Genomic DNA, 23,477 nt, shown 5'->3' with positions numbered 1-23,477 from the left:
CGCCGGTTGCGCTGAAGGTCGCTGCCAAGCGCCGACCGTTGCTCGTTCTCACGTCCAGAAATAGCGCACGGTGTGGAAGAAAACCGGGGCGGCGAAGACCAGGCTGTCGGCGCGGTCCATCATGCCGCCATGGCCCTCGATCAGATGGCCCCAGTCCTTCACCCCCTGGTCGCGCTTGATGGCGGAGGCGACGAGTCCGCCCAGAAAGCCCATCAGGCAGGCGATGAAGGCGACGCCCGCTGCCTGGAGCGGCGAAAACGGCGTCAGGAACGACAGCAGCGCGCCAAGCAGGCTCGACGTCGCCAGCCCGCCGACCAGACCCTCCCAGGTCTTGGACGGCGAAACCTTCGGTGACATCAGGTGCCTGCCGAACAGCTTGCCGAAGATGTATTGCAGCACGTCGCTGCCTTGCACGGTGATGATCAGGAAAGCGATCAGCAGCAGATTGCGGCCTTCGAAGCCGGGCACCTCGAGCGTCAGCAGCGCCGGCACGTGGCTGACGCAGTAGACCGAGATCATCACGGCCCATTGCTGCGCCGAGACGCGCTCAAGAAAGCGCTCGGTGTCGCCGTGCAGAGCGGTGATCGCCGGCATCAGCAGGAAGCAGTAGATCGGGATGAAGATGGTGAAGAGGCCGTACCAGGCGGTCCACACCAGCCAGTACTGGAATGGGATGATGATGCCGAACATGCCGAGCAGCACCCAATGGTCGCTGCGGCGGCTGTGCGTCAGCGTCACGAATTCGCGCAAGGCGGCAAACGAGATCAGCGCGAACAGGATGGTCATGCCTGAGCGGCCGAAGAAGAAGGCGACGGTGATCGCCACGACCATCACCCACCAGGCGTTGATGCGCTGGTTGAGGTTGACCAGCGTCGAGGACAGCGGCTTTGGCGCGCGGCACGACAGGATGCCGGCAACTAGGCTTGCCGTGGTCAGCACCGCAGCGAGGCCGACAACCAGAATGAGGGTTTCGTGCATTGGCATGTTGTTCTAGTCGCCTCTTAGAGCGTCGTGCCGGATGTCGGATCCTGTACGATGCTCTAAGCTCTTTTGGTCGCATGATGTATTCCGGAAAACTGGATTGCACTTTTCCGCATCATGCGTTGGCGGGCGGGGGTTCAGCGCAAGCAGTGTTTGGCGGGCGCGGTCGAGAAAGGCGCGGCGTTCCTCGCCGGGCGCAATGGCGATCGGCGCGCCGAAGACGACACGGCAGAGCAGCGGCACCGGCACGAACTGGCCCTTGGGCAGCACCCGCGACATGTTCTCGATCCAGCAGGGAATGAGTTCGACGTCGGGCCGCGCCATCGACAGATTGTAGAGGCCGGAGCGGAACGGCAGCAGCGGCTCGTCGGTCATGTTGCGCGTGCCTTCGGGAAAGATGATCAGCGAATGGCCCTCGTCGAGCACCGACAGCATGATCGAGATCGGATTCTGCGCCTCGTCCGTCCACTGCCGGTGGATGAGTACGGAGGACAGCATGTCCTGCGCGATGAAACGGCGCAGCCGCGATTTCCCCCAATAGTCGGCTGCAGCGACGGCATGGGTGCGGGCGCGCTCCTTCTCGCTGAGGCAGGCCGACAGCAGGATGAAATCGCCGTGGCTGGCATGGTTGGCGAAGTAGATGCGCTGCCGGTCCGACGGCTGGCTGCCGTTCCAGATCGGCCGCACCCCGGTCACCGCCCAGGCCAGCGCCGACAGGCCGACCGAGGTCACGGTCTGCAGCAGGGTGAAGGTCCTTGTGCCGAGCTTGCTCATCGTCCGGCTCAGAAAGACAAGGCGACAGCGGATGCCGCCACGAACAGGCCGAGCGCGATGCGCTGCTTCATCAGCAGGCGCTGTGTGCCCGCGATGCGCCGGTCGAGCGAGCGGATGCCGGCGGCGGCCGGTTTGACGCGCATGCGCGCCAGCACGTCGTCGACCGAGGCACCGCCGGCGGCCTCGCTGATGTGGCTCGCCATCAGCCAGAACAGCAGCGCGTCAAAGACAAGCAGGGCCGAGACGGCAAGGGTGACCACGCCGCTCGCTGCCGCGACCAGCCAGACCGCCACCGCCAGCGTCGTCGTCTGCGGCTGCGCTGCCACGGCGATGACCGGCGCGGCCACCAACGTGGCCAGCACCAGCAGCAGCGGCCACACCGCCTGCGTCATCAGCCCGGCGGCGAATGCTTCGGCTTTGTCTCGATGGGTACTCATGCCGGCTCGTCCGCCGCGATCCGAAGATGCACCGGACGGCCCGATGCCGCTAGCCGCTGGTGCGCCTGCGCCGGCGTTGGCGAGCGGCCGGTGGCGACCAACCATTCGGCGACGACGCCGGCGCTGCGCTGGAAGCCGAGCGCGCAGCAGACCAGCACGGTGCCGTGGCCGCGGGCCGCCTCGATCGCCGCCACCGCTTGCGCTTGCGCCGCTTGCGAGGGCGGCAAAAGATCGACCATGGCGACAGCCGTCCAGCGGCAGGTGACGCCGCGCGGGCTTTCCAACTCGCCGGCAAGGTCGATCACCGTGCCGAAGGCGTCGGCCTCGGCGGCGGTGGGAAAGCGGCCGAGGAAGACGCCGTCGGCGATCGCGACATGCGGCGGCAGCTTGCGCGTCCACGCCCACACATTGATCCTGGCGCCAAGCCGGTAAGGCAGCAGCAAAACACGGCTGGCCAGCGAGACGCTGCCGTCGGCGGCTTTCTGGAACACTTTGGCACCGGCCCCGGCATAGGCAAAGGCGACGATGGCAAGCGCCAGCGCCGGCCACAGCAGGATGAGCCACAGCGCCGAGACGAAGGCGCCGGCAATGGCCCCGGCCAGCGCCAGCGCTGCGCAAAGCGCGTAAAGCAGCGCCAGCCGCCTGGCCCTGGCATCGGCAGTCAGCCGAAAGCCGGCGAACGGCAATTCGCCGTTGCGCGGGAACAGCCACAGGGCAAAAAAGCCGAGCAAAGCGCCGGTCGGGATATCGATGACATGGTGCTGCCACGTCGTCAGCACCGAGGCGCCGATCAGGAAACACCAGGCGTGCCAGACGATGGCGGCCATGCCTTTGAGCCGACAGCGCCAATGATCCCAGATGATGACAAGCAGCGCGATGTGCAGCGACGGCGCCTGGTTGAACGGCTTGTCGAAGCCGCCGAGCACCGCGAACATGAAGCCTGGCAGGCCTGATGTTTGCGGCCGCATGAAGGTCGCCGTCAAAGGGAACAGGATAAAGCAGGCGACGGCGATGATTTGCGCCGTGAGATAGCGGCCGGCAAGACGGTCGACGCCGCGCTTCGTATCGTTCAACAGCAGCGACAGGCCGTAGAATAGGTTGATCGACCAATAGGGCACGATCGTCCAGGCGATGAACGGGATGCCGCGCTCCCAGGCAAAGACGATGCTGCCGACATCGGAGCGCTGCGATGCCAGCCAGTTGGCGAAGCCGTAGGTCGCGTAGAAGAACGGCGCCAGAAACGCCAGCCACAACGCCGAACGCAGCACGATGCCGGCGTACGGCTCGCGCGCGGAGGCAGAAAGGGCAGGGGCAGCGGCAACGGCAGGCAAGACCATGCTCAGACGCGCCGCGCGATCGAGACGGTGAAGATGCCCCACTGGTCGATGCGCTGGTCGAGCTTCTCGAAGCCGGCCGCCGCCACCAGCTGGTCCATCTCGCATTGCGTACGCCGGCGCATCACCCAGGCCTGGCCGCCGCGATGCGAGGTCAGGCTGCGCGCGATCATTTCGAGCTGCGGATGCCAGGGCTGGTTGGTGTAGAGAAGCAGGCTGCCGGGCTGCATCGCCTTGGCCAGCCCGCCGAGTGAGCGGGCGATCATGGCGTTGGCGGCAAACAATTCGTAAAGCCCGGAGACGATGGCGAGGTCCGGCGCCGGATCGAGCCCGGCAAGCATTTGGGCGTCGAAAGCGTCGGCCTGGTGGAACGAAATGCTGGTCGGCAAGTGCCGCTCGGCGATCAGCTTGCAGCCGAGCGAAACGTTGAGGTCGGAGAAGTCCTGCAGCCGCACGCTTGCCGGCGGCTCGGTGCATTTGGCGACGGCGTCGAGCACGTAGCGGCCGTGCCCGGCAGCGATATCGACGATATGGACCGGGCGGCCGGCGGCCTTCAGCGTCTGAGTGGCGCGGCCGATCAGCTCTTCCAGATGCAGCTTGCGCTGGCGGATGCCGCGCCAGCCGATGGCGTCGAGAAAGGTGCGATCGATCATTCGGCCGAGCGGACCGGTGCCTCGCGCCTCGTTCTCATAGACATAGTCGAGCGTCGAGCCAGAATCGAAGCCGGTGACAATCCCCGTCTTCATGCCTGACGACAGCCAGGCGCCCATGCGGATCGAGGCGCGGCTCATTGCCCAGTAGAGGCCTTTCGGCGACAGCAAAGCGAGCGGCGAGGCCAGCCGGTCGGCCTCGTCGCGTGTGTAGCCGGCGCGGTCGGCCGCGGTCAGGTCGACCGGCTTCTCCGGCGTCGTGAACTGCGTTTCGAGGAACGGCTTGATCAGGTCGAGTGCCTTGCGGCGGTCGCGCTCGCCCAGCGTGTCGTGGAAGAAGCCGGGCAGCACATGCCGCTCCTTGGCCGGGCTGGCGAGATTGACGAAGAATTCGTTCTGCGGTCCATGCCGCACCACCCAGTCGCTGCCGGAGATCAGCAACTGCGTGGGCACGGTGATGGCGCGGGCGTCGGCGACGATGCGCGCGGCGTGGTCGTAGAGCTCGACCAGGATGTTGGAGGCGATCGGCCGCGTGATCAGCGGATCGGCCTCGAAGGAGGTGATGCGCTCGGGGTCATGCGTCAGGAACTTGGCCTTGACGTAGGAGTTGACGAAGAAGCGGCCCTTGATCTTCTGCCACAGCGCAATGCCTTGCTTGGCGAAGGGCACGTAGAGCTTGACCGAGAAGGCCGGCGAGGCCAGCACCAAAGCGCGAATTTGCGGTGCATAATCATGCACCCAGGCGGCGGTGAGCACGGCGCCGAAGGATTGCGCGATCAGCGCGATGTCGCGCTGGCCGAACCCGTCTCGGCCGATCTCGCGCACGAAACAGTCGATGTCGCGCACAAGTGCTGCAAAGGACGGCGCATAGCCGCGCTCGCCGGCCGAGCGGCCATTGCCGCGTGCGTCCCAGGCGTAGAAGGCATGGTCGGGCATGGCGAGTTCATCGACCAAATGCGCCATGCGGCCGCCATGCTCGTGGCCGCGGTGGAACAGCAGAACCGCGCCCTTGGCGGGTTGCCTGGCAGCCGGCCAATAACGGTAGAAGATATCGGTGCCGTCATGGGTGCGGAAGGTGCGCTCCTGCGCCACCCGCTGCTCACTTGCGGAAGCGGCAATCGTTGGTTCATGAAGCATTTTGTTCCCCTGGCGGATGCGAACCCGAATTTCAGTCGCCGCTCCCTTTAAGCCCGCTGCGTATCCGGTTGATGGCGGTCACCAGCGAGACTGTAGCCATTGCCGGAAACACAAACGGCGTGATCGCTTCCACCCATAGGCCGCAGGCGATGAGGAAGCCGATGATGCCGAGCGCCAGCGCCCGATCGCTCTTGCCGAACGGCCCGGCATAATTGCGCCCCGTGCCCGCCACGATGCCAAGCACACCGGCGAATTCCACAAGCACTGCCGTGATGGCAAAGGCGACGACGCCCCAGGCTGGAAAGATGGCGGCAAAGGCCAGGATCAAAGCGAGGTCCGAGACGACGTCGCAGAGTTCGTTGAGGTACATGCCGAGCTTCGAGGCCTGACCATGCTCCCGCGCAAGCATGCCGTCGATGGCGTTGAGTGCCATACGCGCAAACAGCACCACCGGCATCAGCAGGAAGACCGTGCGGTGGCCGGCAAGGGCCGCGACCACAACGCCGGTGGCGACCGACAGGGCTGCGGCCAGCAGCGTGATCTGGTTGGCGGTGACGCCGGCCCCGGCCAGCCGGTCGGCAAGCGGCCGCAGCTTCGCCTGGAAGGCTGGTTTGAGCGCATAGAGCGTCGGCATGTGCGAACCCCCCGGCCGCGGTGCAACTAACGTCGGCGAGGATGGTCAATTGGCGCGTGAGATGCAAGGGCGGACATGGTTACGATCGGCGGCGCCGGACGAAGCATCACGCGACCGCTGTGCAAGCTCGGGATAGAGCGCCTGGCATGTGCGGGGAATCCGCTGCGGTACGTTGTTATCGATTTCGCGAAAGCGGTAACAACTCCGCTTAAAGCTGCGTGGACGCGGGCCGAAACCAGTTTATTGGCAGCCGCCATCATGCCGGATCGAAACAGCGCCTACGTTAGGTCGCAGCTGCATGGCGCATCTTTCAAATAAGGACTTTACAAATTTTTGTATATATGTGAAGTTATGTCCACCAAAGGGTCCTCCATGACAGCCAATCGTTTCGCCACTCGCCTCAATTCCTTTGCCTCGCGGCCCCAGGCCGAATGGCCGGATCTTGCCGGCAAGCCGTCCATGCTGCAGATGGCGACGCGTGCGGCGAAAGTTGCGGGGCTGACTGACCTCGACCTCAACTTTCCCGACCATGTTGATAAAAAACCGGCAGAAATGGCGCGAAAACTTGGCGATCTCGGGCTTTCCATCAATGGTTTTGCCATGCGCTACTACTCCAATCCGGCCTTCAAGCTCGGCGCCTTCACCAATCCTGATCCCGCAGTTCGCCGCGAAGCCATCGACCTGACCAAAGCCGGCATCGACGCCGCGCGAGGAGCGGGCGCCAATCTGATGACGCTGTGGCTCGGGCAGGATGGCTTCGACTATGCCTTCCAGGCCGATTATACTGCGCTCTGGCAACACGAGATCGATGGAATTCGTGAAGTTGCGGCGCATGATGCCGACTGCCAGATCAGCCTGGAATACAAGCCCAACGAGCCGCGCTCCTACAGCCTGATGCCTGACGCGGCGACGACATTGCTGGCGATCCGCGAGATCGGACTGCCCAATCTCGGCGTGACGATTGATTTCGCCCATGTGCTCTATGCCGACGAGCAGCCGGCCCTTGCCGCAGCACTCGTCGCGCGCCACAGCAAGCTCTTGGGCGTGCATCTCAACGATGGCTACGCCAAGCGCGACGACGGCCTGATGGTCGGCGCGGTGCATACGCTGCAGACGATCGAGTTGCTCCACCAGATCCGCCGCGACGGCTACGCCGGCGCCATCTACTTCGACACGTTCCCGGACATGACCGGGCTCGATCCGGTCCACGAATGCGAAGTCAACATCGCCACCGTCAAGCGGATGCTGCGCGTCGTCGAGCGGCTGGAAAAGGACAACCGCCTGTCCACCGCCGTCGACCGTCAGGACGCGGTCGCGTCGCAGGCCATCGTCCAGGAAGCCATGCTCGGGCCGGACAGCTGAGGCCGGCGCCGTTTTCAACAAGGGAGGAAAGACCATGAAATTTCTGCTTGCCACCACTGTCGCTGCCCTGATGGCGCTGTCCATCGGCTCGGCCTTTTCCGCAGACCTCGCGCCACTCAATTCCGACACCGAGAAGGATCGTATCGACTGGTCGCAGCTCGAGGCCAAGTTCGGTGCGTTCCCCAAGCTGCCCGAGGGCACCAAGGCGGGCGCGGTCTCCAAGACGCTGACCAACGAATACTGGCGCTCGCTGGGTGAGGGCTACAAGTCGTTTGGCGACCGCGTCGCCGTTCCGGTCGTCTATCAGGCGGCGCAGAGCGAGGGCGACCAACTCGGCCAACTCACCATCGCCGAAGGCCTGGTCACACAGGGCTACAACGTGCTTCTCGTCTCGCCGCAGACCGACTCCAACCTGCAGCCGATCATGGAACAGGCCAAGGCCGCCAACGTGCCGGTGGTCAACGTCAATGATGCAGTCATCCCGCAGGCCGAGCATTATGTCGGCAATGTCCAGCGCGACAATGGCGTGCGCGTCGCCAAATGGTTCATCAAGAACCGGCCGGATGGCGGCAAGGTCGCCATCGTCGAAGGCCAGGCCGGCGTTTATGCCGCCGTGCAGCGCACCGACGGCTTCAAGACCACGATCACCGAAGGCGGCAAGTTCGAGGTCGTCGCCAGCGTGCCGGGCAACTGGGACCGCCAGACCTCCTACGACGCAGCCACCAACATCCTGCAGCAGCACCCGGACCTGATCGGCTTTTATGCCAACAATGACGGCATGGCGCTGGGCATCGTCGAGGCGGTCAAGGCCGCCGGCCTGCAGGACAAGGTCGCCGTCTTCGGCACCGACGGCATCTCCGACGCCTACGCTTCGATCCGCGCCGGCGAGCTGACCGGAACCGTCGATAGTTTCCCGGTGCTGACCGGCGAAGTGGCGCTGGAATCGGCGCTGCGACTCGTGGCCGGGCAGAAGCTGCCGCGCGTCGTCGCCACGCCGCAGGCGCTGATCACCAAGGACAATGCCGACCGTTATTCCGGCGCCGGCGACGCCGTGCGCAAGGCGCTGCTCGAGGACGCGGCCGCGGGCAACTGAGGACACAAGGCGGGCGCCGGCCCTTCGGCTGGCGCCCTCTGCCTGGAGAATAGAACCAATGTCTGTCCCGCGGCTGCAATTCGAAGGCATTTCCAAGGTGTTTCCTGCCGTGCGGGCGCTGAGCGATGTCTCCTTTTCGGTCGGCGGCGGCGAAATCCATGGCCTGCTCGGTGAAAACGGCGCCGGCAAATCGACGCTGCTGCGCATCCTGTCGGGGGTCTACAGGCCGACGGCCGGAAGCGTGCTGATCGACGGCAGTCCGGTGACGCTGAACAATCCGGTCGCCGCGCGCGCGGCGGGCGTCGCCATGATCCACCAGGAATTGCAGCAGGTGCCGCACCTCAGCGTCGCCCAGAACATGTTCCTCGGCCATTCGCTGACGCGCGGCGGCATCTTCGTCGCACGGCGCGAGCAGGAACGCCGCGCTGCGGAAGCCCTCGCCGCCATCGACCCTACCATCGATCCGGCAGCCCCGCTCGGCAGCCTGAAGGTCGCGCAGCGGCAGATCGTCGAGATCGCCCGGGCGTTGCTCGACCGGGCGCGCATCGTGGCAATGGACGAACCGACATCGAGTCTGACGCCGAGCGAGTTCGAGCGCCTGGCCGAAGTCGTTGCCGGATTGGCGCGCGACGGTGTCGCGGTCGTCTATGTCTCGCACAAATTGGATGAGGTGTTCGGCATCTGCCAGCGTGCCACCATCATGCGCGATGGCGTCGTGGTCGGATCCGTTGATCTCGCGCAGGTGTCGGAAAAGGCCGTCGTTTCGATGATGGTCGGCCGCGAGCTTGCCCAGGAACAGCACCGCTCGCACGCCTCCAGCGAGGTCAGGCTGAGCGTGCGTGGCCTCGCCTCGATAACCAAGGTCCATGACGTCTCGTTCGAGCTGCATCGCGGCGAGGTGTTGGGCATTGCCGGCCTGGTCGGGTCCGGCCGCACCGAACTGCTGCGGCTGCTGGCCGGCGCCGACCGCGCTTCATCAGGCACAATCGAGATCGACGGCAAGGCCATAAAACTTTCCGGTCCGCGCGACGCCATCGCGGCCGGCATCGGCCTACTGCCGGAGGAGCGCAAACGCGAAGGCATCGTGCCGTTGCGGTCGATCTCTAGCAATATGGCGCTGGCGTCCATGGGCGTGTTCGCGCCGCGCGGCATCATCGATCACACCAGGCTGAAACGGGTCGCGGCCGAGAAGATGAAGCGGGTCAATCTCAGGCCGTTCCTGCTCGACCGGCCGATCCGGCTGTTCAGCGGCGGCAACCAGCAGAAGGCGATCATCGGCCGCTGGCTGGCGGCGGGAACGCGCATCCTTTTGTTCGACGAGCCGACGCGCGGCATCGATGTCGGCGCCAAGGCGGAGATCTATCATTTGATCGAGGAACTCGCCGCCGAAGGTCATTCGGTAATCGTCGTGTCGTCCGAGCTTCCCGAGGTGATCCGGCTCGCCGACCGCGTGCTGGTCATGCGCGACGGCACGGTCGCCGCCGAACTCCACCGAGCCGATCTCAACGAACAGGCGATCGCGGCGCACGCCATACCCCAATCGGAGACTCAGGCCGGCAAGTCGCAATGCCATCGGGCCGGTGCATAACGGACAGGACCAGCGGATGACTGACGTAACCGAACACACAGCAGCGCGCCCCGGGGCTGAATTCCTGCACCGGTTTTCCCTGCGCGATGCCGGCACGCTGATCGGCCTGGTCGTGATCCTCGCCGTCTTCGGCGCGCTGGTCCCCGGCTTCTTCGCCGAGCGCAATTTGATCAACATCCTGCAGCAGTCGAGCATCAACGCGTGCCTGGCGTTGGGTATGACGCTGGTGATCATCTCGGGCGGCATCGATCTATCCGTCGGACCGACGGCAGCCCTTTCGGCCGTCATCTCGGCCTCGATGCTGGTTGCCGGCGTGCCGTTTCCGCTGGCCATCGCCGCCGGCTTCGCCATCGGCCTCGTCTGCGGCCTGCTCAACGGCGTGCTGGTCGCCTATGTCGGGCTGCAGCCTTTCATCGTCACGCTGGGAACGCTCAGCACCTACCGGGCGCTCGCGCTGATCTATACCGGCGGCAATCCGGTGCTCGGCCTGCCTGCCGGGTTCCGCGCCATCTTCAACGGCTCGCTGTTCGGATTGCCATTGGCGGTCATCATCGTGGCCGTGGTCGCGCTGATCGCCTGGATCATCCTGAAGAAAACGCCGTTCGGCGAATATCTGCTCGCTGTCGGCGGCAATGAGGAGGCCGCCTACATAGCCGGCGTGCCGATCGCCCGCACCAAGATCGCCGCCTACATGATCTCGGGCCTGCTGGCGGCCCTTGCCGCGCAGATCCTGATTGGCCGGCTGGGTGCCGCCGAGCCCATCCTCGGCAATCTTTGGGAGCTCGATGCCATCGCCGCGGCGGCCATCGGCGGCGCCTCGCTGATGGGCGGCAAGGGCAGCGTGGTCGGCACCATTCTGGGCGCCGTCATCCTCGGCACCATGCGCAATGGCCTGACGCTGATGAATGTCCAGTCCTTCTATCAGCTCCTGGCAACTGGTCTTATAATCCTCGCCGCGATGCTTATCGATCGCGTGACGAGGGGACGTGGATGACTTTGACCAGCCTGGATCTGAAAGCAGTAGGACCGCGGATCCGCATGATGATGCCGCATCTGACGCCGCTCGAGGCGAAGGTGGTGGAAACCGTCTTCGGGCGGCGTGGCTTCGACGAGACCATTCCGCTCAAGCAGATTGCCGAAGAAGCCGGTGTGTCGGAGGCGATGGTGGTCAAGATCGCCAAGAAGCTGGGCTTTTCCGGCTATCGCGACTTTCGCACCGCGGTCTATGAATACAGCCGCCTGCCGACCGCCGAAATGCATCAGGAAGTGTCGGTCGACGACAGTTCGGCCGAGATCGTCCAAAAAGTGTTCCGCACCTCCATCCAGGCGCTGGAGGAAACGCTGGCGATCCTCGACATGGACGATTTCGACCGTGCCGCCGATCTTCTCTATCGCGCCAGGAACCGCGATTTCTATGGCGTCGGCGGTTCGGCGCAGATCGCGCGCGACGTCTCGCACAAATTCCTGCGCATCGGCATCCGCGCATCCGTCTACGACGATTCGCACATGATGCTGATGTCGGCATCGCTGCTTGGCGCCGACGACATCGCCGTCGGCTTCTCGCATTCCGGCAACACCAGCGCCGTCATCGATGCCATCCATCTCGCCCGCAAGAGCGGGGCGCGGACGCTGGCGATCACCAATTACGACAACTCCCCGCTGGCCGCCGTCGCCGACATCGTGCTGTGCTCGACCGCGCAGGGTTCGCCCTTGATGGGGGAGAACGCGGCGGCACGCATCGCCCAGCTCAACATTCTCGACGCGCTGTTCGTGGCGGTGGCGCAGCGGGATTACCAGGCGGCGGAGCGCAATCTCGGCCGCACCATGTCGGCGGTGACGTCGAAACGCCGGGACAGGCGAACATGACGGCTTCCTCGCCGCTGGTCACCGTGTTCGGCAGCATGCATTACGACATCATGGTCGAAGCACTCGATCGCCCGCGCAAGGGCGAAACCGTGACCGGCCATGCCTGGCAGCCGAAATGCGGCGGCAAGGGCGGCAATCAGGCGGTGTCGGCCGCGCGGGCCGGTGTGCGCTCGGTAATGATCGGCGCCGTCGGCGATGACGATTTCGGCCGCGCGCTTCTCGATAATCTCGGCCGTTGCGGCGTCGACAGCCGCTTCGTGCGGGTCGCGCCTGGCGCCGGCTCGGGCATGAGCGTGGCGATCTTCGACGACGGCGGCGACTATGGCGCGGTGATCGTCTCAGGCAGCAATCTCACCTTGGGCGAAGCGGACATCGCGACGGCCTCCGATATGGTTGCGCAAACGTCGGTGCTGCTGCTGCAGAACGAGGTACCGGAAGCCGCCAACACCGCCGCGGCGCGGGCGGTGAAGGCGCATGGCGGCCGCGTTGTGCTCAATGCCGCACCCGCCCGAAAACTGTCCGACGAATTGATCGCACTAACCGACATCGTCATCGTCAACGCCATCGAGGCGGAATTTCTGGCCGGCATTCCGGTCGTCGACACGCTCAAGGGTGCTGCCGAGGCGGCACGCATGCTGGTCGATTTCTACCCGGCTGCGATCGTCACCGCCGGCGGAGAAGGCGTTGCCTATTGCGACCGCAACGGTCAGGCCTTCGCGCTGGCGGCCATTCCGGTGAAGGTCGTCAGCACCCATGGCGCCGGTGACGAGTTCGTTGGCGCGTTCGCGGCGGGCCTTGCCCGCGGACATCAGGTCGAGGCCGCCCTCGCCGCCGCCAACGCCGCCGCGGCCTTGCTGGTCGCCACTCCGGAACGGAGCGCGAGGCGATCTGAAACGGGGCACTGAGAAGGGGGGCGGAGAAGGGGCGCGCCCCCCGCCAGCGGCACGCGCAAGATGCGTTGCCCACGCGGGGAATGCCCTCTCTGGCTCCTGTTTCGGGGTCTACATGCGACTTTAGCATCGTGACCTACCAGCAATGGCGCCCGTCATAGGCGATAGAAGGCCTGCGCCATTTAATTGGAGGACGCGGGACAGGGGATCGCGGCCCAGGATTGTTCACGCCTGGTCACATGACGACCGGGCCGCAAACCTCTGTACTTTAGTGGAACCTAATTTAAATGACGCTATTATCGTGCATGGGAAAACGTGAGGTCCAGACTGTTACTGAATACCGAATAGCTGGAGATCAGCTGGCCGATGATCCAGTGATAGCTCTCGATATCGCGGAACGGATATTGCAGGCAGCCGAGCACGACCGGATTGTCTACGTCGTCGCGACAGCAGAGCCACCCCAAACCGACCTTATCGAGAAAACAGAGCCTCAACAGATCAGGACCACCACGACCTCTTTCCGCGACTTTGAGGTTTTGCTGCTTGTTCTCTATGCGGCCTATGCCCTCGTCGTGCTGGGTGTCACCGCTTTCGTGGTGCTGGAATTGACTCCCGTTCTGTAGGCGTGCTTCAGCAGTTCGACAATGGAAAGGAAAGCCCGCCACCCTTTCGGATGACGGGCTCCGTTGCCTGGATGCCACGGTAGCCACTTCTGCTACTAAATGCTCCCGTAGATATTCAATATGCGGCCTCCGCGCCGTCTGGCGCATCGGCTGAACAAATGAAGCCCGCGCCTCTGGCGGAGAGCGCGGGCTCGATCGGGTTGCAACCCAATCCGCAGCAGGAACCCGGAGGTTCCGCTGCTCAGGAACAATTATTAGAAATTACTAATTTTTCTGCATCGTCCGGATGAATGATGTAACCGCCCTCGCAAACGAACACCTTGTCAGGAGATTCTTTTGCCTGAGTCATGTTTGCTCCCTCTCCGCCGGCCTCAAGCAAACTTTTGAGACAAACGTTCGTATTGGTGGATGGGGGTACGCTTTCAGGGAGAAAGCCGTGGGCAGACAGCAGCGCACCGTCTTTTTGGTCGCGGTCTTTGCGTGTGTCCTTGGCTTTGTGCTGTTGGTCCTGATCCTGCAAATAGTGAGTTTGCTTGACTAAAGCGCGTCGCGTTTGACCGGCCTCATGCGACGCGCTTTAGCGTTGTTGTTTTTATGCATGTCGTTATCGCAAAACCGCTGCACACTTTTGCGCGACATGCATTAGACAAGCACCGAACCGGCTGCCGGTGAGAACTTTTCGCCGGCGCGCGTATGGGCAGGGTCCTTCCTGCGTCTCGGTCGTTTCCGTGGCGCTCGGCCCCAGTTTCACCGGCCCGGACAGCAACACGGTTTTCGCCCGAGGTGAGGAAGGAATTTCGCAGCATCCGCCTCGCAAATCGTCCGCGCTCCTTGGCGGCACTGCGCGAACTGCGCATGGCGCGGGCCAATCGGGCGGCGGCAGAGCAGGCTTCGCCCTTCGACGAAGCGGCGGCGAAGGACCGATGGCGGCGGTCCGCGCCGCCACAACAGACCTTCAGGCGACGATGCCGGACTATCTATTGACCGCCCTGGAGAACGTTAAGGCAAAGCCTGCCGCAGGAAGTTGATGCTGATAGGGCTTGTTGCTCTAAGGTATCCGACGCAGCCGGGCGCGGCTTGCGCGTCCGGCTGCCGATGTTGTCAGTGCTTGCTCTTGCCGGGGCTGGCGGCGCTGCCACTGATCGCGATGCGCTTGGCCTTCGCCTGCGCGCGCTCGGTCTTCGGCAACGTCACGGTGAGCACGCCGTTGTGGAAGGCGGCGTTCACCTTGTCCTGCTCGACCTCGTAGCCAAGCGGGATGCGGCGCTCGAAGCGGCCGTAGAACCGCTCGGAGAACTGCCTGTCCTTGTCCTCGGTCTCGGAGCGCTTCTCGCCACGCAGCGTCAGCACGCCGTCATCGAGCATCACCTCGATGTCCTTCTCGTCCATGCCGGGAATTTCCGCGGTCACGCGGATCTCCTTCTCGCCATCGGAGATTTCGACGCTCGGCCAGCTGCCGCGCGCCGACGAAAGTCCGCTGAACGACGGCATGCGCGTTTCGAAACCGCGGAACGCGTCGTCGATCAGGCGGTTCATCTCGCGATGCAACGCCATGAACGGGTCTCGGTCATCGTCACGATAGAAGCTGGGAACCGGGCTGTTCTCCCGGGCCCAGGGAATGAGATCACGAATAGCCATTGATGTTCTCCTTTCTCAGCTGGTTGTGCCAAAGGCGAACGCCAGAGATCGCCTTTGCTCAGGCGGCCTGCTTCGGCTTCTCGACCTGCCCGGCCTTCCGCGCGCCGTCGTCCTTGGCGATCGTGATGCGACGCGGCTTCATTTCCTCGGGCACTTTGCGCACGAGGTCGATCGTCAGCAGGCCGTTGTTGAGCGAGGCGCCGGTGACCGTCATGTGATCGGCAAGCTCGAAGCGCCGTGTGAACGGTCGCACCGGAAGGCCACGATGGAGATATTCCACCTCGTCCTGCTCCTTGCGCTCGCCCGAGACGATTAGAAGGTTCGGCTCGTGGCTGATGTCCAGATCGTCTTCGGAAAAGCCGGCGACAGCGATCCTCACGCGATAGGTGTTCTCGTCGCTTCGCTCGATGTCATAAGGCGGCCAGGTTTCGACTGCCTGAGGCGCGTTTTCCAGCAAGTTGAAGATACGGTCGAAACCGATGCTCGACCGGTAGAGCGGGGAAAAGTCGAACGCGGTTCTCATAGCTACATCCTCCATTGAGCAATATAGTACGAGGGACGCCAAAGAGCTTGGCGCTCCCTGGGTTTTGCCGGCCCCATTCGGCAACCGGCAATTTCGATTTGGTTATTGTCAGCCCGAAATCAAGACCCAGATTTTGTCCCGCTGCCAGATTTTTTGTTGCCAGATTGTAGCTGGGAATGCCGGTTTCAACCTTCATTTGTGGGTCGCGCCGGCACGCATGGAGGATATCATGACCATGACACGCGACGACATCATTTCGGTGCTGGGCCCGGTCGACGACGCCGTTGTCGCCGACATCGCCTCGACCGGCGCGACGATCGAGGAGTTGCGCGAGGCCCTTGCCTGGGTCGGCGCCGATGAAGCGCTGGTGAACGAGGGCCGCCCCCTGCCGTCGGCAAGGGTGGCGACGCTGATCGGGCTTCTCGAACCGCCGGACGACGACATATAGCCGGCTGTTGTGTCTGGGCAGGGGCGGGGTTTGGGGCAAGCAGGGCTGGAGACGGGGAGGTCTTGAAGCGCGCAGGCAGACGAACCATCTCGTCCATCGGCGCCGATCGGGCAGCCCTCCTGGGTTATTCGAGGATCTTGCTCTAAAAAACAGAAAGAAGGAGGAAGTGATGAACGACGTCCCATTTTCTGAGCCGATCACGCTCAAGCTCCAATCCGTCGGGGAGCGCAAGGTCGCCAGCAGCTGGGAAGCCATCGAATGCATGCAGCAATGGCCGGACCGGGCGCGCGGCCGGAGCTGGCGCGCAGCCTATCGCGCCTGCCGCGACGCGCTTGACGGCTGGTGCACTGCCCGCGAGGCCCGCACCGCCTTCGTCAAGGCGGCTCGCACGGCCGGACTGCTTGTCAAGGGACGTAAACCCACCTGAACGGCCGCGCTCCGAGCGACGCGTACCCCTGTCTCACTGCAGCGTAATAACACCGTCCACCGCCCGCCATTCGGAGGGTTGGATCAGACGATGATGGGCGACGCGCACGGAATGCAGCGGGCCTTCGATCTCACGTTCCCAATAGTCGAGGAAATGCTTCAGCGTCGGGAAATCCGGAGCGATGTCGTATTCCTGCCAGATGAAGAGCTGCAGCAGGTCGCGATAGTCGGGAAGACGATAATGGATCTCTGCCGTCGTCAGGCCAAAGCCCTGCATCTGGAGCTGGAACTCGTTGCTGACCATGCACGTCTCCTTTTCGAACGATCGGCGCCCATCCTGTGCATGCAAAAACGCCGCCGCTTCCTCTTCGGTTCCGGCCGCCGGCAGGCGGTGCCGGGATCGACAACGATGTCGAAAGGTTGCGCCGCGATTTCAAGCCGCATCCGACGTGTCAATTCCTGGAATAGGGCCATCATTACAGTGCGTTGGCACTCGACCACGGCGAGTGCTAAAATTTTTTCGACGTCCTCTTGAAAGCCACGAACGCCAAACTAATTCGATATGCGCGAGCGATGCCTGAACAGGGGTCGCGCACCGTCGCGTCGGCCGTTGTACCGGTCGGCTGCGAAGGGAGGTCCAAGAAAATCTGTTTGTCCTATGAGGAGAACGACATGGCGTTCCGTCCATTGCATGACCGTATCCTGGTCCGCCGCATCGAGGTCGACGAGAAGACCGCGGGCGGCATCATCATTCCCGACACCGCCAAGGAAAAGCCGCAGGAAGGCGAGGTCATCGCCGCCGGTCCCGGGGCGCGCGACGATAGCGGCCAGTTGCAGCCGCTCGACGTCAAGGTCGGCGACCGTATCCTGTTCGGTAAATGGTCGGGCACCGAGATCAAGCTCAACGGCGAGGACCTGCTCATCATGAAGGAAAGCGACGTGCTGGGCGTGATCGAATTGACCGACAAAATGCAGAAGGCCGCCTGAGCGGGGCCCGGACAAGCAATCAGTCAACGAAAAGCTGCCTATTTGAAGGAGTTATCCAATGGCTGCCAAGGATGTGAAATTCCATACCGAAGCCCGCGAGAAGATGTTGCGCGGCGTCAACATCCTCGCCGACGCGGTGAAGGTGACGCTCGGTCCCAAGGGCCGAAACGTGGTCCTCGACAAGTCATTCGGCGCCCCGCGCATCACCAAGGACGGCGTCACCGTCGCCAAGGAAATCGAGCTTGAGGACAAGTTCGAGAACATGGGCGCGCAGATGGTGCGCGAGGTGGCGTCGAAGACAAGCGACGTCGCCGGCGACGGCACCACGACCGCGACCGTTCTGGCTCAGTCGATCGTCCAGGAAGGCGCCAAGGCGGTTGCCGCCGGCATGAACCCGATGGACCTGAAGCGCGGCATCGACAAAGCGGTCGACGCCATCGTCGCCGAACTCAAAGCCAATGCCCGCAAGGTGACCAGGAACGACGAGATTGCCCAGGTCGGCGCCATCTCGGCCAATGGCGATGCCGAGATCGGCCGCTTCCTCGCCGAGGCGATGGAAAAGGTCGGCAATGAGGGCGTCATCACGGTCGAGGAAGCCAAGACCGCCGAGACCGAGTTGGAGGTGGTCGAAGGCATGCAGTTCGACCGCGGCTATCTCTCGCCTTATTTCATCACCAACCAGGACAAGATGCGCGTCGAGCTCGAAGAGCCCTATGTGCTGATCCACGAGAAGAAGCTCTCTAACCTGCAGGCCATGCTTCCCGTGCTCGAAGCCGCCGTGCAATCGGGCAAGCCGCTGCTGATCATCGCCGAGGACGTCGAAGGTGAGGCGCTGGCGACGCTAGTCGTCAACAAGTTGCGCGGCGGCCTGAAGGTTGCAGCCGTCAAGGCGCCGGGCTTCGGTGACCGCCGCAAGGCGATGCTGGAAGACATTGCCATCCTGACCGGCGGTACAGCAATCAGCGAGGATCTCGGCATCAAGCTCGAGAACGTCACGCTGGAGATGCTCGGCCGCGCCAAGAAGGTGCTGATCGAGAAGGAGAACACCACCATCGTCGACGGCGCCGGCCGCAAGGACGAGATCCAGGCGCGCATCAGCCAGATCAAGGCGCAGATCGAGGAGACCACCTCCGACTATGACCGCGAGAAGCTGCAGGAGCGGCTGGCCAAGCTCGCCGGCGGCGTCGCCGTCATTCGCGTCGGTGGCTCAACCGAGGTCGAGGTCAAGGAGCGCAAGGACCGCGTCGACGACGCCATGCACGCCACCCGCGCTGCGGTCGAGGAAGGCATACTGCCTGGCGGCGGCGTGGCGCTGCTCAGGGCGGCGAAGGCGCTCGACAATGTCCCCGTCGACAATCCCGACCAGAAGACCGGCGTCGAGATCGTGCGTCGGGCCATCGAGCAGCCGGTGCGCCAGATCGCCGAGAATGCCGGCGCCGAGGGTTCGATCATCGTCGGCAAGCTGCGCGAAAAGACCGAATTCGGCTATGGCTGGAACGCCCAGACCAACGAATTCGGGGACCTCTACGCGCAGGGCGTGATCGACCCGGCCAAGGTGGTGCGCGCCGCTCTCCAGGACGCGGCGTCGGTGGCCGGCCTGCTGGTGACCACCGAGGCGATGGTGGCCGAGAAGCCGAAGAAGGAAGCGACCGGCCCGGCAATGCCCGCTGGTGCCGGCATGGATTACTGACGCCAGGCTTCTGAGGACAAACGACCGTGCCCGCCGACGCGACGGCGGGCACGGCCTTGCTCGGAACAGATGCAGGTGTTGCCATGGACATGATGAACAGTTTTGGAAAGATCGCCGCGCCGACCCTTCCCAGGACCGATTTCAACTATGAAACGGAGTGCAAGACGGCGCTGGCGCCGCTTGTCGACGGATTGCTGGACGCGGTCGAATCGGCCGGCTGGGACCGTCGCAAGGCGGCCTACACGCTGATGTTCCTGTCGGCTTAGCGATTAGGAGCCGGCAAGAAGGAGCGTAAATGATTGCAGCGCGGATGCGTGAGTGCCTGCGCCTGCTGCGGTGGTCGGAAACCGATTTCGCCGAAGAGGCGGGCTATCCGGTCGCTAAGGCAAAGGCCTGGCTTTACGGGCGTGAACATCCGCCCCTTGTCGTAATTGCCTGGCTGGAGACGCTGGCCAAGGTGCACCGGCTGCTGTCACGGCCGGGCATGCCGCCGCAGCCGGCCGCGTTGCATTCGCTGATAGCTGTCATCCCGCAGGCCGCTCTTGAGGATCGCAGCGGCCGGACAGTTGAGCCCCGAAAGGAGCGAGTTGAGCTTCCAAAGGAGAGTGTCATGGATCGTTCTTCTTTTGCAAAGCCGGTCACCATCCTCACAGGCCGCGGTAGCCCGACCAAGATAGAAAGCGCGGCTGAGGCCTATGCGCTGCTTGCCGACTGGCCGTCGGCGAGCCGGACGGCCGCTCATGACATCGCCGCCAAAGCCTGCCGAGCCGCGATGGAGGGAGAGATCGACTCCGAGACGGCGCGGGCGACCTTCGTGGCGTTTGCCCGCCGCAACGATCTTCTCGCGCCGCAGACGAGCTCTACGGTTGCGGGTGGAACGGTCGCGGATTGGGCGACGCATTCGCAGCGTGTGAACGCACCAGCGTGAACGCGGCAAAGAGGGGCAGGGCAGAGGGGAACTGTCTTGCCAGCTTTGCGCGATACAGGTCCGCGAGACAAACACTCAACACGTGTCCGCGCCTGCCAGGCCGGCTACGATCACGATGTGCTGGCAGACATTGTCGATGTCGCGAATGACGTCGTCGTTCCAGAAACGCAGGATGGTCCAGCCAATCGCTTCAAGCCTCGAACTTCTGTAAGCATCCGATGCCGAGGCTTCGGCCTGAGCGCGCTGGGAGCCGTCGAGTTCGACGATCAGCTTTTTGTCCGGACAGGCAAAATCGACAATGTAGCCGGCTATCGGCATCTGTCGCCGAAACGACAATCCCATGAGACGGTGCGCCCTGATCTCATTCCAGAGCTTCAGCTCGGCGTCCGTCATGGCTTTGCGCATCTTGCGCGCGTTGCTGCGGTTACGGGGAGGTACGGGATAGTGGTTCACTGCCTTTGATCTCTCCGTCCTACGGTCGAGGACCCCCCTCTGTCCTGCCGGACATCTCCCCCTCTAGGGGGGAGATTGACAGCTTCGCCGACGGCGCTCTTCATCCGGAGATTGGCGAAAGCCGCGGTGACAGCCAATCTCCCCCCTTGAGGGGGAGATGTCCGGGAGGACAGAGGGGGGTACTGTCCCGCCGACCTCCGCCGATCTAGGTCTGTACTGCCCCAACCCTCACCGCCTCACCCGCGATTTCAGCCAGCGGTCGAAGGCCACGGCGAGGATCAGGATCAGGCCGATGACGATGCTTTGCGTGTAGGACGAGACGTTGTTGAACTGCAGCCCGTTCTGCAGCACGCCGATCAGTGCTGCGCCCACTACTGTGCCGCCGACCGAGCCGATGCCGCCGAACAGCGAGGTGCCGCCGATGACGACCGCCGAGATCACCGTCAGCTCGTAGCCGATGCCGGCGACGGCTTCCGAGGAATTGAGCCTCGCCGACAGCACGAAGGCGGCAAGGCCGGCGAAGAAGCCGACGATGACATAAACCGAGATTAAAATGCGGTCGACGCGCAGGCCCGACAGCCGCGCCGCCTCTGCATTGCCGCCGACGGCGTAAACCGCGCGGCCGTAGCGCGTGTAGCGCAGCACGATGTGGCAGAGGATCGCGGCGGCCGCGAAGATGATCGCCGGCACCGGCACCGGGCCGATCAACCCGGTGCCGAACCAGCGCATCGAGGCGTCGAAGCCGGAGATCGGGCCGCCGTTCGAGATCGTCAGCGTCAGGCCGCGAAAGACGGTGAGGCCGCCGAGCGTGACGACGAAGGGCGGCACCTTCAGCCTGGTGATGGCAAAGCCCTGGACGCCGCCGGCCATGGCCCCGACGACGACGGCGGCCAGAAGCGCTGCGAACCAGCCATAGCCTTGCGTGCCGGACGTTGACAGCGACAGCGTGTTGGCGGTGCCGCCCTTGGCCACCACCGCCGCGACCATGCCGCAAAAGGCCAGCAGCGAACCGACCGACAGGTCGATGCCGGCAGTGAGGATGACGAAGGTCATGCCGAGCGCGATCAGCCCGGTGATCGAGATCTGCCGCATGATGTTGAAGATGTTGATGGGGTCGATGAAGCTCGGCTTCAGGACGGTGAAAACGACGATCAGCAGCGCCAGGAACATCAGCGGGCCGAAGCTCATCAGCAGGCGCGCGACATTGATGCCGCTACGCTGGGTCTGTTCGGTCGTGCTGGTCATTGCGTCGCTTCCTGCGTTTGATCGAGCGCCATCAGTTCCATCAGTTTTTCCTCGGTCGCCTCGATGCCGGGCATCTCGCCGGTGATGCGGCCGCGCCGCATGGTGACGATCCTGTCCGACACCGCAAGCACTTCGGGCAATTCCGAAGAGATCATCATGATGGCGATGCCGCGCGCCGCAAGCTGCACCAGGATCTGGTGCACCTCGGCCTTGGCGCCGACATCGACGCCGCGTGTCGGTTCATCGACGATCAGCACCTTGGGGTCGCGCGCCAGCCAGCGGGCGAGGATGACCTTCTGCTGGTTGCCGCCGGACAGCCCCTCGATGGGCTGCTCGGGCGAGGCCATGCGGATCGACAGCGTCTTCCTGTAGCTCGCCAGCGCTTCGCGCTCGCGGCGCTCGGCCATGAAGCCGAGACCGTTGGAGTAGCGGCCGAGCGCGGCGACGGAAAAGTTGGTCAGGATGCCGAGCGCGGCGAAGATCGCCTGATGCTTGCGATCTTCCGGCACCAGGCCGATGCCGAGCGCGATGGCGTCGGCGGGTGTTTCAGGCGCGATCGGCTTGCCGTCGAGCGTGATGGTGCCTGCGGCAATGCGGTCGGCGCCGAAGATGGCGCGGGCAAGCTCGGTGCGGCCGGAGCCGACGAGGCCGGCGACACCGAGAATCTCGCCCGCCTTGAGGTCGAGGTCGACGCCTTCGAGCACGATGGCGTGCGGCGCCTGCGGATCGCGCACCGTGCGCAGGCCGCGCACGGAAAGCCTGACGTCGCCGGCGACGTCGCGCAGTGTCGGCCTGGCATAAAGCTCGGATGCGGCGCGGCCGACCATCTTCTCGATGATTTTCGGCAGCTTGATTGGCCCGCCCTCGCGATCGAGATGGCCGGCCAGCCTGCCGTCGCGCAGCACCGTCATGCGGTCGCAGATGGCAGAGGCCTCTTCCAGCCGGTGGGTGACGAACATGATGGCGACGCCGTCCTTGCGCAGCCGGTCCATGATCGACATCAGCTTTTGCACTTCGGTTTCGGTCAGCGCCGAGGTCGGCTCGTCCATGATGATAAGGCGGCTCTTCAGCGACAGCGCGCGGGCGATCTCGACCAACTGCTGCTCGGCCACCGACAGTGCCGACACCGGCGTCGCCGGGTCGAGATCCAGACCGACGCGGGCGATGATGCCGCGGGAGTCGTCTTCCATGCGCCGCCAGCTGACAAGCCCGAGCGGCCCGAGCGGCGCGCGGCCGATGAAGATGTTCTCCGCCACCGTCAGTGTGGGGATCAGGCTCAGTTCCTGGTAGATGGTGACGATGCCGAGGCGCTTGGCATCCTGCGGATTGTGCGGATTGAATTCGACGCCGTCGAAGACGATGCGCCCGCTGGTGGGCGGCATCACGCCGGACAGGATCTTGAGCAGCGTCGACTTGCCGGCGCCGTTCTCACCCAGCAGGCCGAGGATTTCGCCGGGCCGAACCTCGAGCGAGACGTCGCTGAGCGCAGTCACACCGGCAAAGCGCTTGGTCACGCCCTCGACGGCGAGGAGGGCGGGCGCTGGCGAGACGGCTTCAGTTGTGGGCAAAGGTTTCTCCCTGAATTCCGATTCACACGCAGGCCGGCGGGACAGCGCCCCCCTCTGTCCTGCCGGACATCTCCCCCACAAGGGGGGAGATTGGATGTCACCTTGACTTTCGCCAATCTCCTGCGTTGCAAAAAAGGCGCTATCGGCGAAGCTGCCGATCTCCCCCCAAGTGGGGGAGATGCCCGGCAGGGCAGAGGGGGGC

General features: G+C 64.1%; 26 protein-coding genes. 13 read left to right on the top strand and 13 right to left on the bottom strand.

Annotation, left to right across the window (positions count from 1 at the left end):
• Window positions 1-48 precede the first annotated feature (48 nt).
• Genes AC0L25_RS23395 through AC0L25_RS23370 form a run of 6 tightly spaced genes read right to left on the bottom strand, consistent with a single transcriptional unit; the run spans window position 49 to window position 5,947 of the window.
• Window positions 49-978 (bottom strand): phosphatidate cytidylyltransferase, encoded by a 930-nt coding sequence (locus AC0L25_RS23395; RefSeq protein WP_473597709.1) that lies wholly within the window; start codon window positions 976-978, stop codon window positions 49-51.
• A 12-nt stretch (window positions 979-990) separates the two neighbouring features.
• Window positions 991-1,755: a lysophospholipid acyltransferase family protein gene (locus tag AC0L25_RS23390; protein ID WP_473597689.1), complete on the bottom strand. Its 765-nt coding sequence runs from the start codon at window positions 1,753-1,755 to the stop codon at window positions 991-993.
• Window positions 1,756-1,763: 8 nt separating this feature from the next.
• Window positions 1,764-2,192: a hypothetical protein gene (locus AC0L25_RS23385; protein WP_473597688.1), complete on the bottom strand. Its 429-nt coding sequence runs from the start codon at window positions 2,190-2,192 to the stop codon at window positions 1,764-1,766.
• Window positions 2,189-3,529, bottom strand: a complete 1,341-nt coding sequence (locus AC0L25_RS23380; protein WP_473597687.1) for a phosphatase PAP2/dual specificity phosphatase family protein — start codon at window positions 3,527-3,529, stop codon at window positions 2,189-2,191. Before AC0L25_RS23380 ends, AC0L25_RS23385 begins: the two co-directional genes overlap by 4 nt.
• 2 nt (window positions 3,530-3,531) lie before the next feature.
• Window positions 3,532-5,313, bottom strand: a complete 1,782-nt coding sequence (locus AC0L25_RS23375; RefSeq protein ID WP_473597686.1) for a bifunctional alpha/beta hydrolase/class I SAM-dependent methyltransferase — start codon at window positions 5,311-5,313, stop codon at window positions 3,532-3,534.
• Between the two features lie 31 nt (window positions 5,314-5,344).
• Window positions 5,345-5,947 (bottom strand): CDP-alcohol phosphatidyltransferase family protein, encoded by a 603-nt coding sequence (locus AC0L25_RS23370; RefSeq protein ID WP_473597685.1) that lies wholly within the window; start codon window positions 5,945-5,947, stop codon window positions 5,345-5,347.
• 372 nt (window positions 5,948-6,319) lie between these two features.
• Between AC0L25_RS23370 and AC0L25_RS23365 the strand changes: the two genes are divergently transcribed.
• From AC0L25_RS23365 to AC0L25_RS23335, 7 genes are all read left to right on the top strand, one after another.
• Window positions 6,320-7,309 (top strand): TIM barrel protein, encoded by a 990-nt coding sequence (locus AC0L25_RS23365; protein WP_473597684.1) that lies wholly within the window; start codon window positions 6,320-6,322, stop codon window positions 7,307-7,309.
• A 34-nt stretch (window positions 7,310-7,343) separates the two neighbouring features.
• Window positions 7,344-8,402 carry a sugar ABC transporter substrate-binding protein gene (locus AC0L25_RS23360; RefSeq protein WP_473597683.1) on the top strand — a complete coding sequence of 353 codons (1,059 nt, stop codon included), beginning with the start codon at window positions 7,344-7,346 and terminating at the stop codon, window positions 8,400-8,402.
• A 58-nt stretch (window positions 8,403-8,460) separates the two neighbouring features.
• Complete coding sequence (locus AC0L25_RS23355) at window positions 8,461-9,990, top strand: sugar ABC transporter ATP-binding protein (RefSeq protein ID WP_473597682.1); 1,530 nt, start codon at window positions 8,461-8,463, stop codon at window positions 9,988-9,990.
• 16 nt (window positions 9,991-10,006) lie between these two features.
• Complete coding sequence (locus AC0L25_RS23350; RefSeq protein WP_473597681.1) at window positions 10,007-10,984, top strand: ABC transporter permease; 978 nt, start codon at window positions 10,007-10,009, stop codon at window positions 10,982-10,984.
• Complete coding sequence (locus AC0L25_RS23345) at window positions 10,981-11,856, top strand: MurR/RpiR family transcriptional regulator (RefSeq protein ID WP_473597680.1); 876 nt, start codon at window positions 10,981-10,983, stop codon at window positions 11,854-11,856. The genes AC0L25_RS23350 and AC0L25_RS23345 overlap by 4 nt, the downstream gene beginning before the upstream one ends.
• Window positions 11,853-12,761 (top strand): ribokinase, encoded by a 909-nt coding sequence (locus AC0L25_RS23340; protein WP_473597679.1) that lies wholly within the window; start codon window positions 11,853-11,855, stop codon window positions 12,759-12,761. Before AC0L25_RS23345 ends, AC0L25_RS23340 begins: the two co-directional genes overlap by 4 nt.
• 272 nt (window positions 12,762-13,033) lie before the next feature.
• Window positions 13,034-13,369, top strand: coding sequence for a hypothetical protein (locus tag AC0L25_RS23335; RefSeq protein WP_473597678.1), 336 nt, complete (start codon window positions 13,034-13,036; stop codon window positions 13,367-13,369).
• Window positions 13,370-13,610: 241 nt separating this feature from the next.
• Here the strand turns inward: AC0L25_RS23335 and AC0L25_RS23330 are convergent, their stop codons facing one another.
• The 3 genes from AC0L25_RS23330 to AC0L25_RS23320 all read right to left on the bottom strand — a co-directional run bounded on the left by AC0L25_RS23330 (window position 13,611) and on the right by AC0L25_RS23320 (window position 15,530).
• Window positions 13,611-13,889 carry a hypothetical protein gene (locus tag AC0L25_RS23330; protein ID WP_473597677.1) on the bottom strand — a complete coding sequence of 93 codons (279 nt, stop codon included), beginning with the start codon at window positions 13,887-13,889 and terminating at the stop codon, window positions 13,611-13,613.
• 581 nt (window positions 13,890-14,470) lie between these two features.
• Window positions 14,471-15,007, bottom strand: coding sequence for an Hsp20/alpha crystallin family protein (locus AC0L25_RS23325; protein ID WP_473597676.1), 537 nt, complete (start codon window positions 15,005-15,007; stop codon window positions 14,471-14,473).
• A gap of 58 nt (window positions 15,008-15,065) precedes the next feature.
• Window positions 15,066-15,530: an Hsp20 family protein gene (locus tag AC0L25_RS23320; protein ID WP_473597675.1), complete on the bottom strand. Its 465-nt coding sequence runs from the start codon at window positions 15,528-15,530 to the stop codon at window positions 15,066-15,068.
• A 229-nt stretch (window positions 15,531-15,759) separates the two neighbouring features.
• Here AC0L25_RS23320 and AC0L25_RS23315 point away from each other — a divergent pair, with 229 nt between their 5' ends.
• Both AC0L25_RS23315 and AC0L25_RS23310 read left to right on the top strand, forming a co-directional pair.
• Complete coding sequence (locus AC0L25_RS23315; protein WP_473597674.1) at window positions 15,760-15,978, top strand: hypothetical protein; 219 nt, start codon at window positions 15,760-15,762, stop codon at window positions 15,976-15,978.
• 169 nt (window positions 15,979-16,147) lie between these two features.
• The gene (locus tag AC0L25_RS23310; protein ID WP_473597673.1) at window positions 16,148-16,405 is read left to right on the top strand and encodes a DUF982 domain-containing protein; all 258 of its coding nucleotides are present in this window, start codon (window positions 16,148-16,150) and stop codon (window positions 16,403-16,405) included.
• Between the two features lie 33 nt (window positions 16,406-16,438).
• Here the strand turns inward: AC0L25_RS23310 and AC0L25_RS23305 are convergent, their stop codons facing one another.
• Entirely contained in the window at window positions 16,439-16,708 is a 270-nt protein-coding gene (locus AC0L25_RS23305) for an usg protein (protein WP_473597672.1), read from the bottom strand.
• 368 nt (window positions 16,709-17,076) lie between these two features.
• Between AC0L25_RS23305 and AC0L25_RS23300 the strand changes: the two genes are divergently transcribed.
• The 4 genes from AC0L25_RS23300 to AC0L25_RS23285 are packed head-to-tail and all read left to right on the top strand — an operon-like array spanning window position 17,077 to window position 20,009.
• Window positions 17,077-17,391: a co-chaperone GroES gene (locus AC0L25_RS23300; RefSeq protein WP_236377497.1), complete on the top strand. Its 315-nt coding sequence runs from the start codon at window positions 17,077-17,079 to the stop codon at window positions 17,389-17,391.
• A gap of 58 nt (window positions 17,392-17,449) precedes the next feature.
• Complete coding sequence (gene groL, locus AC0L25_RS23295; RefSeq protein ID WP_473597671.1) at window positions 17,450-19,081, top strand: chaperonin GroEL; 1,632 nt, start codon at window positions 17,450-17,452, stop codon at window positions 19,079-19,081.
• A 26-nt stretch (window positions 19,082-19,107) separates the two neighbouring features.
• Entirely contained in the window at window positions 19,108-19,347 is a 240-nt protein-coding gene (locus tag AC0L25_RS23290; protein ID WP_473597670.1) for a hypothetical protein, read from the top strand.
• 29 nt (window positions 19,348-19,376) lie between these two features.
• Window positions 19,377-20,009, top strand: a complete 633-nt coding sequence (locus AC0L25_RS23285; protein WP_473597669.1) for a DUF982 domain-containing protein — start codon at window positions 19,377-19,379, stop codon at window positions 20,007-20,009.
• 75 nt (window positions 20,010-20,084) lie between these two features.
• Here AC0L25_RS23285 and AC0L25_RS23280 read toward each other — a convergent pair whose 3' ends face one another.
• The 3 genes from AC0L25_RS23280 to AC0L25_RS23270 form a co-directional block, all read right to left on the bottom strand.
• On the bottom strand, window positions 20,085-20,462 hold the full coding sequence (locus AC0L25_RS23280; RefSeq protein ID WP_473597668.1) for an endonuclease domain-containing protein: 378 nt from the start codon (window positions 20,460-20,462) through the stop codon (window positions 20,085-20,087).
• Window positions 20,463-20,690: 228 nt separating this feature from the next.
• On the bottom strand, window positions 20,691-21,707 hold the full coding sequence (locus tag AC0L25_RS23275) for an ABC transporter permease (RefSeq protein ID WP_473597667.1): 1,017 nt from the start codon (window positions 21,705-21,707) through the stop codon (window positions 20,691-20,693).
• Window positions 21,704-23,275 carry a sugar ABC transporter ATP-binding protein gene (locus AC0L25_RS23270; protein WP_473597666.1) on the bottom strand — a complete coding sequence of 524 codons (1,572 nt, stop codon included), beginning with the start codon at window positions 23,273-23,275 and terminating at the stop codon, window positions 21,704-21,706. The genes AC0L25_RS23275 and AC0L25_RS23270 overlap by 4 nt, the downstream gene beginning before the upstream one ends.
• Window positions 23,276-23,477 lie beyond the last annotated feature (202 nt).

It is taken from the genome of Mesorhizobium sp. WSM4813 (genome assembly GCF_055811555.1).
This window is presented reverse-complemented; position numbering and strand designations above follow the sequence as displayed.